We start from the raw sequence: 14,423 nt of genomic DNA on the forward strand, positions 1-14,423 counted from the left end.
CGGCGGCGGCCCGGCTCATGCCTGGGCGCGCAGCAGCTCCTTGATCACCGGGATCCGCGCCGGGGCCATCGAGAGCTCCTGCACGCCACGGTCGATCAGCTCTCGGGCGAACTGCGCGGTGCCGGCCATCTCGCCGCACACCGCGAGCTCGGTGCCGGAGGCCACGGCCATCTCGCACACGGTGTCCAGCAGTCGGCGCATCGCCGTGGAACCCGGATCGAGCAGGTCGGCCACCGACGGCAACGTCCGGTCGGCGGCGGCCAGGTAGCCGGTCAGGTCGTTGGTGCCGATCGAGATGAAATCACTGACCGCGCAGATCTCGTCGGCGGCCAGCGCCGCGGCCGGCACCTCGACCATGGCGCCGATCCGCTCCGGCCGGCGGTGGTCCACACCGTCCGCGACCAGGGAGGCGACGGCCTCGTCGACGGCGGTGCGGAACGCGAGCATCTCCTGCGCCACGGTCACCATCGGCGCCATCACCGAGACCCGGTGACCGACCCCCGCCCGGCAGATCGCCCGGAGCTGCGTGTGCAGCACCGACGGGTTGGCCAGCAGGTACCGCAACCCGCGCAGACCGAGGAACCCGTTGCGCGCCGGATCGAGATCCAGGGCCGGGACGGGCTTGTCCCCACCGGCGTCGAGCACCCGGATGATCGCCGGGCCGGTGCCGGCCGCGTCCAACAGCTCGGCCAGGTCCGCCGCCTGGCGGTCCTCGCTCGGGAGCTCCGCGCGGTCCAGCACCAGCAGTTCGGTGCGCAGCAGCCCGACGCCGTCGGCGCCGAACCGGCAGGCCGCGCGAGCGTCGGTCACCGACCCGATGTTCGCCATGATCCGGATCGGCCGGCCGTCGGGCAGCACCACGGGCTCCCGGGCCCGAGACCGCTGCTCCTCCGCGAGCCGGTCGTGCGCCTCGATCCGCGCCCGGACGGCGGTCAGCCGCGGACCGTCGGGGTCGACCTCGATCGTGCCCGCGGCCCCGTCGACCACCACCGGCGACCCGTCGATCAGCGCGGCAAGCCGTCCACCGGCGCGCAGCACCATCGGCAGGCCGAGTCCCCTCGCCACGATGACGGCGTGCGCGGTGATCGATCCGCGGGCCAGGACCAGGGCGGCGGCGCCGCGCTCGGCCACCACCGGCACCTCCGCCGGGCCGATGTCCTCGGTCACCACCACGGCGCCGTCCAGCGACGCCGGCACCCGGTCGAGCCGCAGCCCCATCGCGTCCAGCACCGCGGCTCCGGCCTCCAGCACGTCGACCGCGCGCGCGGCGACGAACTCGTCGGGGTCGGCCGCCATCGCCGCGGCCCGGCCGGTGACCGCCGTCCACCAGGCCCGCTCCGCGCCGTCGGCCAGGCGTGCCGCGGCCGCAGTGCGCAGGTCGGGGTCCTGCACCAGCACCGCGTGCGCGGCCTGGAACTCGGTGCCCACCGCCAGCAGCGCGGCCGCCTCGGCGATCGCCGAGTCCAGCCGCCGCGCCTGCTCCTGCACGTCGACCGGTGTTGCTCCGTCCGCCGGTCCGAGCAGCGTCGAGAGGTCCTCCGGCCGGCGTTGCAGCCGCCGCACCGGTCCGAGCACCAGCCCGACGGACCCACCGACGCCGCGGATAATGCCGGGCGCGTCGGGCACCGGCCCCCGCACCGGCCCGGACGGCGCCGAGGGACGAACCGCGTCGGCCGCGGCCGTCCCGTTCGGCGCGACCTCGCCGAACCCGGTGCCGATGAGCGCAACCACGGCGTCCAGCGCAGCCCGGGCGGCCGGACCGGAGGCGCGCAGGGCCACCTCGTCGCCACCGCGCAACGCCAGTGCGACCACCCGCAGCACCGACCGCACGTCCACCCAGGCCGACCCGTGCCCGGCCAGCTCCACCTGGGCGGGGAACCGGGCCACGGACCGGACCAACGCGGCCGCGGGCCGCGCGTGCAGGCCCAGTGGGTTGCGCAGGGTCGCGCGGGCCTGCGCCCGGTCGTCCACCGCGATCCGGTCCTCGACGTCCGCCGTCAGGGCTCCGGTTCCCGCCTCGCGGACTCCCGCGGTCGGCTCCGCGGCGGGCGGCGAACCGGGCGCCCCGCGGGCCGACTCGGCCGCCCGCACCACCTCGTCCAGGTCGGCGCCGCCCGTCGCGGTGACCGCGGCCGCCACCGCTGCCTCGACCAGCGGCGCGTCCACCACCCGGATCCGGGCGACCTGCTCGGGCTCCAGGAACTCGAGCGCGGTCTGCGCGGTCATCTCGGCGCTGCCCAGGTCGTAGAGCAGCACGGCGCCGTCGCCGGTGTCGGCGCGTTCGAGCGCGGCCATCACGCCCTCGAAGGAGGTCCCCAGGTTGCCGTCGCCGTCGCCACCGACCGGCGCGATGACCACCTCCGGCGCCATCTGGCCGGCCAGGTCGGCCAGACCGTTGGCCAGGTCACGACTGTGTGAGACGAGCACCAGTCCCACCGTCACGTCGCGCTCCTTCCCGACCCCAGTCCCGACCCCAGTCCCGACGCCGGTCGGCGCCGGACGGGCGCCGGCCGACGGTCCGGCCGTGCCACCGGCCGTGATCCCGCATGGACCGGAAGGGTCCCGCTGCCGGCGACGTTGCCGGCCCTGCACCCGTTCAGTCGGTCCGCCCGGAGGTGTCCGCCGTCGCGGCCAGCGTGCGCAGCAGCAGCGCGATGCTCACCGCACCCGGGTCCGGGTGGCCGATCGACCGCTCCCCCAGGTAGCTGGCCCGGCCCTTGCGGGCTCGCAGGGGCACAGTGGCCTCTGCACCCTTCTCGGCCGCATCGGCGGCCGCGGTGAGCACCTGCCGGGCTGTCCCGCCCTCGCGGTCGGCGTGCTGCGCCGCGCCCACGGCGGCGAACAACGCGTCGACCATGGTCTTGTCACCCGGCTCGGCCTTGCCGCGCGCCACCACCCCGTCCCGGGCGGCGGCCAACGCCGCGGCGACCGCCGCGCCGGTGAGTTCCGTGTGGTCGCCCAACGCCGTCGACGCGCGGAGGAAGGCGGTGCCGAACAGCGGACCGGATGCGCCGCCGACGGTCGAGATGAGCGTCGTGGCCACCAGTTTCAGCACCGCGGCGGGCGTGGCGAAACTCTGGCTGTCGAGCTTGGCCAGGACGGCGGTGAAGCCGCGGGCCAGGTTCTCGCCATGGTCGCCGTCGCCGATCTCCCGGTCCAGCGCGGTGAGCCGCGCCTTGTCGGCGATCACCGCGTCGGCGGCGCCCCGCAGGGCGTCGACCACCGACTCGGCGGTGCATCCCCGACCGACGGTCTCGTGTCCGGCAGTGCCGGTCGTCATCTCAGGCCCCCCAACGCAGCGCCGGCGTCCGCACCGGAGCGTCCCACAGCGCGAGCATCTCGTCGTCCAATCTCAACACAGACAGCGACATCCCCTGCATCTCGAGGGCGGTCACGTAGTTGCCGACCAGCATCCGGGACACCTGCAGGCCACGCTCGCCCAGCCTGCCGTGCGCGGCCCGCGCCGCGAGGTGCAGTTCCGCCAGCGGGGTGCCGCCCATGCCGTTGACCAGCAGCAGCACCCGGTCGCCCGCCTCCGCCCTGAGATCGTCCAGCACCGGATCGAGCAACTGGGCGACCAGGGCGTCGGCCGGTGGTAGCGGCATCCGCCGCCGACCCGGCTCGCCGTGCACGCCGATGCCCAGCTCGATCTCGTCCTCGGCCAGCGTGAACGACGGCTCACCGGAGTGCGGCACGGTGCAGCCGCTCAGCGCCGCCCCCATGGACCGCACGCCGCGGACCACCCGGGTGGCGATCTCGGCCACCGCATCGAGCCCGTCGCCGCGTTCGGCGGCCGCCCCCGCGATCTTCTCGACCAGCACCGCGCCGGCGATGCCCCGGCGACCGGCCGTGAAGGTCGAGTCCTCCACGGCCACGTCGTCGTCGATGAGCACGGTGCGCACCGGCACACCCTCGGCGCCGGCCAACTCAGCGGCGACCTCGAAGTTCAGCACGTCGCCGGTGTAGTTCTTGACCAGCAGCACCACGCCGGCGCCGCCGTCCGCCGCCTGCACCCCGGCCAGCACCGCGTCGGGAGTGGGCGAGGTGAAGACGGGGCCGGGAACGGCGGCGTCGAGCATGCCGAGCCCGACGAGGCCGGTGTGCAGCGGCTCGTGTCCGCTGCCGCCCCCGGACACCAGCGCCACCTTGCCCGTCACCGGCCCGTCGGCCCGGCTCACCACGGCCGGATCGAGCTGGACCCGCAGCGTGTCCGGGAACGCCACCGCGAGCCCTTCCAGGGATTCGCGGACCACGTCAGCGGGGTCGTTGATGATCTTCTTCACGGGCGTGTTCGTCCTCGTCCGCCGTCTGCTCCGACGACTCTCGCCGGTCATCCTGGCACGCAGCCCCGACAGGGCCGATCAGCCGAGCCGGTCGGCCGCCCGATCGACCGACTGGCAGATCAGGGATCCCGATCACCCGACGTCGGCGACGAGCTCCTTGCGGGCGGGCGCGGACGGTGGGACCTCGTCGGCGGTGTACCGGGCGAGCCGGGTCTCGTCGTCCTCGGCGGCCTGCTGCTCCTCGATGCGCTGCTTCACCTTGCCCAGGCCGGGCACCGAGGCGAGCATCTCGTTGAGCTCCCGGACGATGTCCAGCAGGTCCCGGACGTCCGGGGCGACCGTCCCGAAGGTGTCCAGGATCGGCACGATGTCTGCGTCCAGGTGGGCGACCAGATCGGGCAGTTGGTCGATGAGCTTCACCACCGCGTCGACCTCGTCGGGGCTGGTGGTGTCGGCGATGCGACTGGCGATGGGCAGCAGCCGCTCCAGCACCGGCTGCACCGCGGTGAGCAGCGGAGCGGCCCGGTCGACGAGCTGCTCGGCATCCCCGAGCACGACACCGGTGCGGTCCACCAACGGGGCGGCCGTGTCGATCACCGCGTCGGTGCGCCGCACGGACTGTTCCGCTCCGTCGATCACCGCGGCGGTGCGCCGGACCAGGTCGTCGGCCCGGTCGTCGGTGCGCTCGATCCGCTCCAGCAGGGAGGTCACCCGGCCCATCAGCGTCTCGACCTGGCCGACGACGGTGACCAACCGCGGCACCAACCCGACGGCCTGTTCGACGGCGCCGACGGCTCGACCGGCGAGCCGGAGAAGGTCACCGGGCCCGGGCAGTTCCGTCAGGGGGCGGAGGCCGGGCAGCCCGGCGAGCAGGGACCGGACGGACGCGCGGCGGGGATCCACCCCTGCAGTGTGCACGTCACCGCCCGCGGCCGACGCCGGGACCGATCACACCGCGACCGATCAGACGGTGGTCAGGCGTCCTGCTCGACCTCGCGGCGCCACCGGATGCCGGCCTCGATGAACGGGTCGATCTCGCCGTCGAAGACCGCGGTCGGGTTGCCGACCTCGAAATTGGTGCGCAGGTCCTTGACCATCTGGTACGGGTGCAGCACGTACGAGCGCATCTGGTTGCCCCAGGAGTTGCCCGCGTCCTTGAGGGCGTCCATGGTCGCCTTCTCCTCCTGCCGGCGCCGCTCCAGCAGCTTGGCCTGCAGCACCGCCATGGCCGAGGCCCGGTTCTGGATCTGCGACCGTTCGTTCTGGCAGGAGACCACGATCCCGGTGGGCAGGTGCGTGATGCGCACCGCCGAGTCGGTCGTGTTCACGCCCTGGCCACCCGGCCCGGACGAGCGGTAGACGTCGACCCGGATCTCCTTGTCGTCGATGTCCACGTGGTCGGAGGTCTCGACCACCGGCACCACCTCGACACCGGCGAACGAGGTCTGCCGGCGGCCCTGGTTGTCGAACGGCGAGATCCGCACCAGCCGGTGGGTGCCCTGTTCGACCGACAGCGTCCCGTAGGCGTACGGCACCTTGACCTGGAAGGTGGCCGACTTGATCCCGGCCTCCTCGGCGTAGGAGGTGTCGAAGACCTGGGTCGGATATCCGTGCCGCTCGGACCAGCGCAGGTACATGCGCAGCAGCATCTCGGCGAAGTCCGCGGCATCGACGCCGCCGGCCTCGGACCGGATGGTGACCAGGGCCTCGCGGGCGTCGTACTCGCCGGAGAGCAGGGTGCGGACCTCGAGCGCGTCGACGTCGCCCTGCAGGGCGGTCAGTTCCTCGTGGGCCTCGGGCAGCGTGTCCGGGTCCTCGTCGGCCAGCTCGAACAGCACGCCGAGGTCGTCCATCCGTTGCCGGAGCTCGACCATCCGCTTGAGCTCGGCCTGCGCGTGCGACAGGGCGCTGGTGACCTGTTGCGCCCGGTCCTGGTCGTTCCACAGGTCCGGTGCGGAGGCCTGCTCGGAGAGCTCGGCGATGGACCGCTGGAGCTTCGGCACGTCCACGACGGTCTCGATGCTGGTCAGCGTGGTGTCCAGTGCCTTGAGGGCCGCAGCGTCGTCCAGATTCACGAGTTGACAGCCTACGCGTCCCGTCCGGGTGGCCCGGTCGGTCCGAGTTCGCCCGAACGCGGGACCGTGCCGTCGCGGCCCCCGATGACACCATCGACCGATGCCGTTGACGCTTCAAGTGTCCGGTCACGAGGTCGCGGTGCACGAGGTGGACCGGGCCGCGGACACGGACGTCCAGGACGTCATCGACGCCTGCGGCACCGGGATCCTCGCGGCGCTGTCCCCGCGACCGGCTGCTCGCGACGTGCACCTGGTGCGGCTGGCGGTTCCCCCGGACGGCGACCCGGCGAGCAAGGAGGTGCACGCCGTGCGCTTGGACGGCCGTGCCGTCGGAGTGATCGAGGGACTGCGGCACCATCCCCGATCGGGTGACTGCACGGTGCGCGTCTTCGCGATCATCCCGGAGGCGCGCCGCCGCGGCATCGGGACCGCCGTCGCCGATGCGATGATCGACCTGCTGCGCCGGCAGGGCGTGACCGAACTGCACGTCTGGTTCGATCCCGACGAGGCCGATGGCGGTGGCCCGTCCGCCCGGCGGTTCCTGGCCCACCTCGGCTTCGAGCCGCCCCGGCCGGCCCCGGCCGGCGCCGGTGATCCGCGGCTGCTGGCGGCGCGACGGTCGATCTGACGCCCGCGGGCTCGGTCGCCGGTCTCAGTCGCCGGGATTCGGTTCCGGTCCGCGGCGGTCCCCCTGCTGGTAGACGTCCGGGATGCCGTCCTGGTCGGCGTCGACCGTCTCCAGCGCCTCGATGCGCCGGTAGGTCCGGTTCCGCAGCCGCAGCACCACGGCGGCCAGCAGCGCGGCGAGCAACGAACCCGCCAGCACCCCGACCTTCACGTGCTCGCCCGACTCGGTCGGACCGAAGGCCAGCTCGCCGATCAGCAGCGAGACGGTGAAGCCGATCCCACCCAGCAGGCCGACGCCGAGCAGGTCGGTCCAGCTGAGCTCGTCGGAGAGTCTGGATCGGGTGACCCGGGCGGTCACCGCCGTGGCGACCAGGATGCCGATGGGCTTGCCCAGCACCAGGCCGACGATGACACCCAGGGTGATGGGATCGGCCAGCGCCCGGCCGATGCCGTCCAGCCCGCCGAGTGGGACGCCCGCCGCGAACAGCGCGAACACGGGGACGGCGATGCCGGCCGAGATCGGTCGGAAGCGGTGCTCGAAGTGCTCGGCCAGGCCCGGGCCGGCGCCCGGGCCTCCGGCCCGCTGCGATCGGACGACCGGCACCACCAGTCCCAGCAGCACGCCGGCCACGGTGGCGTGCACCCCGGAGGCGTGCACCAGCGCCCACGTCACGGCGGCCAGGGGGAGCAGCAGCCACCAGGACCGGATCCGGCACTGCACCGCGACCGTGAACAGGGCCAGCGGGACCAGCGAGAGCCCCAGCATCGTCAGGTCGAGATCCGAGCTGAAGAAGATCGCGATGACGGTGATGGCCAGCAGGTCGTCGACGACCGCCAGCGTGAGCAGGAAGGTGCGCAGCGCGGTGGGCAGGTGGCTGCCGATCACCGCCAGCACGCCGAGCGCGAAGGCGATGTCGGTGGCCGTGGGGATGGCCCATCCATCGGTCGCGCCGCCGGCGTTGAACGCCACGTAGATCAGCGCCGGGACGGCCATGCCGCCGATCGCCGCCGCGATCGGCACGGCCGCGCGGCGCGGATCCCGCAGGTCGCCGGCCACGAATTCCCGTTTGAGCTCCAGGCCGGCCACGAAGAAGAAGATCGCCAGCAGCCCGTCGGCGGCCCACTGGGCCACGGTCAGGTCGAGGTGCAGGGCGGCCGGGCCGAAGCTGACCGCGGCGAGGTCGAAGTACGACTGCGCCCACGGGGAGTTGGCCCACACCACGGCGATGACGGTGGCCACCAGCAGCAGCGCCCCGCCCACGGTCTCCTGGCGGAGCAGGGCGGCGATGCGGCGGGCCTCGGGCCAGCTGCCCCGTGACAGCAGGTGCGGCCGGTCGGGGCCGGTGGGACGGGACTGGTCGGTCGGCTGGTCGGTCAACGGGCGCGCCTCTCCCGGCCGGGCGGCCGAGGTCGTGGGACGGGTCAGGGCGAGCGCCATCGCTCCGCCGACCAGACTTCCCGGCACACCGGGTCCTAGCCTAGAGCAGCGCGGGACCCCGAGCCGACACACAGCACGGCACCCACGGCGCGAAGACCTGCCCGTCCACCCGTTCCGGGCGATGGCCGCCACGGACGAAGGATCCTGCGGTACGCCTTCCTTCGCAGGTCAGCGGGTTGTCCACAGCCGAGTGACGACCCTTCCGAAGCCCGCCGGGCCGCCGATAGCGTCTGTCTCCGTCGCCGCCAGGCCGCGTCTCGCGGGCCCGGGGCGCGGTGATCGAGGGTTCGCGAGGAGGCGTCCGGCAGTGGGGTCGTTGCTCGGTCTCGTCGTGGGCATCGGGGTGCTGCTCGTCTGGCACGGGTGCACCGTGACGCCGTCCGGACGGGCCCGCCGCGTCTCGCGGGAACGCACCCAGGAACTGCTGCTGCAGGCGGGCCTCCCCCGCCTCCGACCGGGTCAGCTGATCGCCGCCCAGCTCGCAACCGCCCTGCTGGTCGCCGTCGTGGCGGTGATCCTGACCCAGTCGCTCGTGGTGTCGGCGGTCTTCGGCGCCTTCGGCGCCACGCTGCCCCGGCTGCTCGTGCACCGGCTGCGGGTCAAGCGTCGTTCGGACCTGCGGGAGCTGTGGCCGGAAGTGGTGGACAACCTGACCTCCGGTGTCCGGGCCGGATTGTCGTTGCCGGAGGCTCTGGCGGGAGTCGGCATCCGAGGCCCGGAGCCGTTGCGGGAGCCCTTCCTCGCCTTCGGCGCCGACTACCGCGCGAGCGGCCGGTTCGACCACAGCCTGGACCGGCTCAAGGCCGCCCTGGCCGATCCGGTGGGCGACCGGATCTGCGAGTCGCTGCGGGTCGCCCGCGAGGTCGGCGGCACCGATCTCGGCCGGCTGCTCGGGACGCTCTCGGGGTTCCTGCGGGACGACGCGCGCACCCGCGCCGAACTGCTCGCCCGGCAGTCCTGGTCGGTCAACGCGGCCCGGATGGCGGTGGCGGCCCCGTGGCTGGTGCTGATGCTGCTGGCCACCCAGCAGGAGACGCTGGCTGCCTACGACACTCCCGTCGGCGCGGTCATCCTGGTCACCGGGGCCGGGTTGTCGGTGCTGGCCTATCGGCTGATGGTCCGGATCGGTCAGATAACGCTCTGACCAGCAACGATGTGCAGCGATCTGCTCTGTGTCTGCTCCCAGAATCCATCCCTGAGCGCCGCGAGCGCCCGGTCTTCGTCGTTCGGCCACAGGTGCGCGTACGTGTCGAGCGTCTCGCGCGAGTTCTTGTGCCCGAGTCTGTCGGCGACCGCGGTCACCGACAGGCCGGCCGCGATGAGGAGCGAGGCGTGAAAGTGGCGCAGGTCGTGGAACCCGCTTCGCCCGGACGGCGACTCCGGCAGCACCAGGCCGGTGGTGGCCTTCTGCCACATGTCTGAGTACGTCGAGCGGGACAGCGGCAGGCCGCGGACCCCGGTGAAGATGAGCCCGGACGGGTGCGGGGAGAACCGCACGAGGTGGTCGCGGACGACGTCGGCGGCCAGGGCGTCGATGCGGACCGACCGGTCCGATCGTGGTGTCTTCGGCGGGCCCCAGGTCGGCGTCGTGGTGGCGAGCTGACGGTCGACGCGGACGGTGCCGGTGCCGTCCGGGTGGAAGCTGACACGGTCGGCAGTGAGGCCGCGCAGCTCGGATAGCCGCAGGCCGCTCGCCGCGGCGAGCAGCACCATCGCCCGAGACGACGGGTGGATCGTTTCGGCGATGTGGTGCACCTGGTTGACGGTGAGCGGCACGACCCGGTGCTTCAGCACGATCGGCAGGTTGATCTTCCGGCATGGTGTGCGCGGGATCAGGTCGTCCTCGACGGCCGACCCGAGGATCGCGGCGAGCGTCTGGTAGATCCCCAGGACGCTGTTTGGGGCGAGTCGGTCGGCCCAGGCGTTCACGGCGTCCTGCACGTCGGCGCGGGTGACGGCCTGCAGGCGGTGCTCGCCGAGGCGGGGTTCGATGTGCAAGCGCCATCGGTTGTCGAGGGTGTCGCGGCTGCGGTCGCGGTGCTGCAGCTGCGAGGCGAGCCACCGGGCGCCGTACTCGCCCACGCTGATCTTCGAGTCGGCGACGTAGGTGCCGGCGCGCTGGTCCACGTCCACCCTTGCGAGGTGGGCAACGGCTTGGTCCTTGAGCTCGAACGATCTGGTGCGGCGCCGACCGCTCGCGTCCCAGACCGCGACCCACCGCTTGCCCTGTCCCCAGCGGGCAGTCCTTGCACGAGTGGCCCGACCGCGCGAGTCAGGAGGGCCGGGCTTCGTCCAGAGGTCGCCGACGTGCCCCACCGTCAGTTGGCCTTGCGGCGGTCTCGGCGAGCTTGTCGGAGAGATGCGATGTCGATGATGTCTGCCTCGGCTGCTGTGTCGGCGGGTTCGTCGTCTAGCGCGAATGCGAGGGCAGCTTGGAAGCCGGCGGCGAACCCCTTGGTGTATCCGTGTCCGTGTCCGTCGTGCCACGCCACGTTAAGTGCCGACTCCGGCGTCATCACTCCGTGTCTCCCCAGTCCCTCGGATGGTGCTCAAGATCGCTTCATCCTGAACGGGCGGTCGTCGTATCGGCGTCCCCCGATGGTCGGGTTACCGAACCGTGACCGATCACTGGCCGTAGGTCAAATTCCCGAGCTAGTCGCTCGATCAGAGCTTGAGAGTCTGGACCTGGTTGGGCAACTACCTGCGGGAATGCGGTTCTGACGAGATCAGTGAGATGGGTGATTCGCCCCAAGCGTCCAGCGAGTTCGGCGATTAGCTGGGCATCAGTGGCGTCGGCCAGTGAAACGTTCGTGTTTTCGCGCCGAGTACCGAGGTTGCGCACACGCTCTGCAACCGCAGCTGGGATTGGTTTCTGCCCTGACAGAAAGTAAGCGACCTGACGCGGACTGACACCGAGTCGGGCCGCGAGTTCGCGTTGACTGACCCCCAGTCGTCGTTGCGTCTGCACCAGTTCCTCGGCTGTCACTCACTAAGAGTGACACGGGACCAGACAGCACGCCAACTGCACGAGACTGCACACGTGCTGATCACGCAGCGCTAGGTGCATAGCCGACTACGCGCCGTTCGGCGTAGCTGCCGCGCAGATTGCTGCATGGTGTTGCACTGTGCAGGATCTGTGCAGTAGATTCCTTGCATGACCAGCACCCAACCCGCGGAACCGCAGCAACTGCGGTTCTACAAAGTGCGTGAGGTCGCTCAGATCACCCGTCAGTCCGAGTGGGGCATCCGGCGACTGATCCGTTCCGGCCAGATCCCGGCCGTCCGCCACGGGAAGTTCCTGCTCGTGCCCGTGGACGGCTTCGAGGCGTACCTCGCCGCTCTTCCTCGCGTCGGCGAGTGACCCCTGCCTCAACACAGACGGCCCGGTTGGTGTGTCACCACCAACCGGGCCATGACCAGAGCCGTCCCGAGTCACCGAAGGGAACCAGTCATGAGCACCGTAGCAACCACCCCAGACATTGAGAGGCACGCGAGAGCGATGGATCTCGAATGTCTCCGGGAGCTGAGGATCTCGCGGCACCACCTGGACCTCGCGCTGGACGCCGGCCATCGCGCCGACCTCATCCGGAAGGGCCTGCTGCCCGTGAGCGCGGCATGAACCGCCAGTCGCCGGGGCCGTCCCGCCCCACGAAGGAAGAGGCGATCGCCGCCGCGGGCATGGCACTCGCCCGCCTCAACACGCTCCGCGCTCAGCGCGCTGCCGCCGAGGCAGCGACGGTTGTTGATGAGTGGGAGGAACCGAACCCGTCGGTCCCGATGATCACGATCCAGACCCGGGCGGACTCCGCCGGGAACATCGACCGTCACAACGTCGGCGACCCCACCCCGATCCTGGAAGTGCGGATGCCGTGGCTCCCGTGCACGGGGTTCACGGACCTGGCGTGGCTCACCCCCGTCGAGGCGCGCAGGATCGCGGACGTCCTGGTCATGGGTGCTGATCTGGCTGAGCGGGTCGCGCGATGACCGCCGCCACGATCACGCCCCTCACGGCCGCGAACTACGCCATCCCCGCTGCCACGGTCGTCATGTCGGCCGCGAGGATGGCCGAGGACCGGGACGCCTGGTTGGAGCTGCGCCGCACCGGTGTGACCGCGACGGACGCCCGCGTCCTCGCCGGCCACGGGTACTCGGGCGAGACGGTGTTCGGGCGGTGGCAGGAGAAGGTCGACTTCCCCGCCGCCGACGACGCACCTGACGTCGAGCGCGACGCCGATGAGGACCTGTCGTTGCAGTTGGGGAACGACATCGAGCCGATCATCGAGAAGTACGCGGAGCGGCACCTGGGTGTGGCGATGCGCCGCGTCGGGATGCTCCGCAACCGCGCCCATCCTCACCTGTTGGCGTCGCCGGACCGTCTCACGAGCGATGGTGGCCTGGCCGAGTTCAAGCACACGTCGACGTGGTACCTGCGGACCTATCAGGACCACGACTCGCCGTGGACGAACCGGGCGGGCTGGACCCTGCCGCCGGCGTGGCTGACGCAGTGCCTGCACCAGCTCCTCGTGTCCGGTCGCTCCCACGTGTGGGTGTGCGCGCTGATCGCTGAGGACCGGCGCATGACGTACTGGGCCGTCCACCAGGACGAGCTTGAGCAGGCCGTCCTCGCCGAGCTCGCCGGCACGTTCTGGGCCCACGTGAAGACCGCAACTCCCCCGCCGATCACGTGGGACACCGTGACCGCGGCCGAGGTGAAGGCCCGCTACCCGCAGGCGAAGACCGAGTCGGTCACCGTGGAGGACCCGTCCGTCATCCAGGCGTTGATCGCTGACCGGGCCGCGTACAAGGCCCGCATCAAGGACCTCACCGTCGACCTGGACCAGGTCGAGAACCGGTTGCGCGTCGCAGCCGGTGACGCCGCGGAGGTCCTCGCCCCGAGCGGTGAGCGGCTGTTCCGGTATTCGCTGGCCACCCGCCGCACCGTCGACTACAAGCGCATGGCCGCCGACCTGCTGCCCGACGTCGACGTCACCCCCTACACGACCGTGACCCCCTACCGCTCCCTGGGCGGTTTCCCGAAGGCAGCGAAGTGATGACGACCAGCACGACGATCGAGAAGCAGCAGGGCGGGGCCCTGCACGTCTCCCCCGGCCAAACCGAGTGGGCTCCGGAGCAGCAGGCGGCGTTGCGGCAGCTCGGCCTCGAAGACGCCACCGCCGGTGACATGTCGGTGTTCCTGCACGTGTGCCAGCGCACCGGCCTCGACCCGTTCGCCCGGCAGCTGTACATGATCGGCCGCAAGGCCAAGCAGTGGGATCCGAAGACCCGCTCCGAGTCCTGGACGACGAAGTACACGATCCAGGCCGGCATCGACGGGCTCCGCCTGGTCGCTGACCGCACCGGCAAGTACGTCGGGCAACTCGGTCCGCAGTGGTGCGGCGAAGACGGGCAGTGGCGCGACGTGTGGCTGTCCGACAAGCCCCCGGCCGCCGCGCGGGTCGCCGTGCTGCGCCAGGACTTCCGGGAGCCGCTGTGGGCGGTCGCGATCTTCCGGGAGTACGCCCAGACCACCAGGGACGGCCTGACCCGCATGTGGGCGGAGAAGCCGGCTCTGATGATCGCGAAGGTCGCGGAGGCCCTCGCGCTGCGCAAGGCGTTCCCGCAGGACCTCTCCGGGATCTACACGTCCGAGGAGATGTCGCAGGCCGATCAGGCCGCGGCCATCGGCGGCCCGGCTGCGCCGGGGGCAGATCAGGGCTCGACGCCTCCGCCCGCGCTGCCGGAAGGTTTCGACGAGGCGGTCGCCGAGGCGATCCGCGACGAGGACCTCGATGGGCTGCTGGACCTGCACGCGATGGCGGTGCAGGCCGGGCATCAGGTCCACGTCGCCCGCATCGTCGCCGCGGGCAAGCAGGTGAGGGCCAGGATCGCCGAGCGCGAGAAGGCAGCCCAGGACGACGTCGTCGATGGCGAGGTCGTCGAGGACCCGGAGACGACCTGATGTCTCGGGGCCGGCCGTTGGCGGACACGATCGAGGACATC

At 72.0% G+C, this 14,423-nt stretch carries 14 protein-coding genes; 6 read left to right on the forward strand and 8 right to left on the reverse strand.

The window, feature by feature from the left end:
* Positions 1-15: 15 nt before the first annotated feature.
* From dhaM to prfB, 5 genes are all read right to left on the reverse strand, one after another.
* Entirely contained in the window at positions 16-2,442 is a 2,427-nt protein-coding gene (gene dhaM, locus JL106_RS08050) for a dihydroxyacetone kinase phosphoryl donor subunit DhaM (RefSeq protein WP_205260184.1), read from the reverse strand.
* 154 nt (positions 2,443-2,596) lie between these two features.
* Positions 2,597-3,280 carry a dihydroxyacetone kinase subunit DhaL gene (gene dhaL / locus JL106_RS08055; RefSeq protein ID WP_205260185.1) on the reverse strand — a complete coding sequence of 228 codons (684 nt, stop codon included), beginning with the start codon at positions 3,278-3,280 and terminating at the stop codon, positions 2,597-2,599.
* Between the two features lies 1 nt (position 3,281).
* Complete coding sequence (gene dhaK, locus JL106_RS08060) at positions 3,282-4,283, reverse strand: dihydroxyacetone kinase subunit DhaK (RefSeq protein ID WP_205260186.1); 1,002 nt, start codon at positions 4,281-4,283, stop codon at positions 3,282-3,284.
* A 132-nt stretch (positions 4,284-4,415) separates the two neighbouring features.
* Positions 4,416-5,186, reverse strand: coding sequence for a hypothetical protein (locus tag JL106_RS08065; RefSeq protein WP_205260187.1), 771 nt, complete (start codon positions 5,184-5,186; stop codon positions 4,416-4,418).
* Positions 5,187-5,257: 71 nt separating this feature from the next.
* Positions 5,258-6,358, reverse strand: a complete 1,101-nt coding sequence (gene prfB, locus JL106_RS08070) for a peptide chain release factor 2 (RefSeq protein WP_205260188.1) — start codon at positions 6,356-6,358, stop codon at positions 5,258-5,260.
* Between the two features lie 100 nt (positions 6,359-6,458).
* On the opposite strand from prfB, the gene JL106_RS08075 reads away from it, so the two are divergent.
* Entirely contained in the window at positions 6,459-6,986 is a 528-nt protein-coding gene (locus tag JL106_RS08075) for a GNAT family N-acetyltransferase (RefSeq protein ID WP_205260189.1), read from the forward strand.
* A gap of 24 nt (positions 6,987-7,010) precedes the next feature.
* Here the strand turns inward: JL106_RS08075 and nhaA are convergent, their stop codons facing one another.
* Positions 7,011-8,423, reverse strand: a complete 1,413-nt coding sequence (nhaA, locus tag JL106_RS08080) for a Na+/H+ antiporter NhaA (protein WP_205260190.1) — start codon at positions 8,421-8,423, stop codon at positions 7,011-7,013.
* Positions 8,424-8,730: 307 nt separating this feature from the next.
* Between nhaA and JL106_RS08085 the strand changes: the two genes are divergently transcribed.
* Positions 8,731-9,567, forward strand: coding sequence for a type II secretion system F family protein (locus JL106_RS08085; protein WP_205260191.1), 837 nt, complete (start codon positions 8,731-8,733; stop codon positions 9,565-9,567).
* On the opposite strand, the gene JL106_RS20845 is transcribed toward JL106_RS08085, so the two are convergent.
* Positions 9,552-10,550, reverse strand: coding sequence for a tyrosine-type recombinase/integrase (locus JL106_RS20845; RefSeq protein WP_205260192.1), 999 nt, complete (start codon positions 10,548-10,550; stop codon positions 9,552-9,554). The two genes, JL106_RS08085 and JL106_RS20845, sit on opposite strands and share 16 nt — an antisense overlap.
* Before the next feature lie 433 nt (positions 10,551-10,983).
* Positions 10,984-11,409, reverse strand: coding sequence for a helix-turn-helix domain-containing protein (locus JL106_RS22475; protein WP_205260193.1), 426 nt, complete (start codon positions 11,407-11,409; stop codon positions 10,984-10,986).
* Between the two features lie 168 nt (positions 11,410-11,577).
* Here JL106_RS22475 and JL106_RS08100 point away from each other — a divergent pair, with 168 nt between their 5' ends.
* The 4 genes from JL106_RS08100 (at position 11,578) to bet (ending at position 14,382) form a co-directional block, all read left to right on the forward strand.
* Positions 11,578-11,784 carry a helix-turn-helix domain-containing protein gene (locus tag JL106_RS08100; RefSeq protein WP_205260194.1) on the forward strand — a complete coding sequence of 69 codons (207 nt, stop codon included), beginning with the start codon at positions 11,578-11,580 and terminating at the stop codon, positions 11,782-11,784.
* Positions 11,785-12,038: 254 nt separating this feature from the next.
* The gene (locus JL106_RS08105; protein WP_205260195.1) at positions 12,039-12,407 is read left to right on the forward strand and encodes a hypothetical protein; all 369 of its coding nucleotides are present in this window, start codon (positions 12,039-12,041) and stop codon (positions 12,405-12,407) included.
* Positions 12,404-13,474: a YqaJ viral recombinase family protein gene (locus tag JL106_RS08110; RefSeq protein ID WP_205260196.1), complete on the forward strand. Its 1,071-nt coding sequence runs from the start codon at positions 12,404-12,406 to the stop codon at positions 13,472-13,474. Before JL106_RS08105 ends, JL106_RS08110 begins: the two co-directional genes overlap by 4 nt.
* Positions 13,474-14,382 carry a phage recombination protein Bet gene (gene bet / locus JL106_RS08115; RefSeq protein ID WP_205260197.1) on the forward strand — a complete coding sequence of 303 codons (909 nt, stop codon included), beginning with the start codon at positions 13,474-13,476 and terminating at the stop codon, positions 14,380-14,382. Before JL106_RS08110 ends, bet begins: the two co-directional genes overlap by 1 nt.
* The last annotated feature ends 41 nt before the right edge of the window (positions 14,383-14,423 follow it).

Origin of the sequence: Nakamurella leprariae, assembly GCF_016918035.1 — a bacterium.
Classification (GTDB): domain Bacteria; phylum Actinomycetota; class Actinomycetes; order Mycobacteriales; family Nakamurellaceae; genus Nakamurella; species Nakamurella leprariae.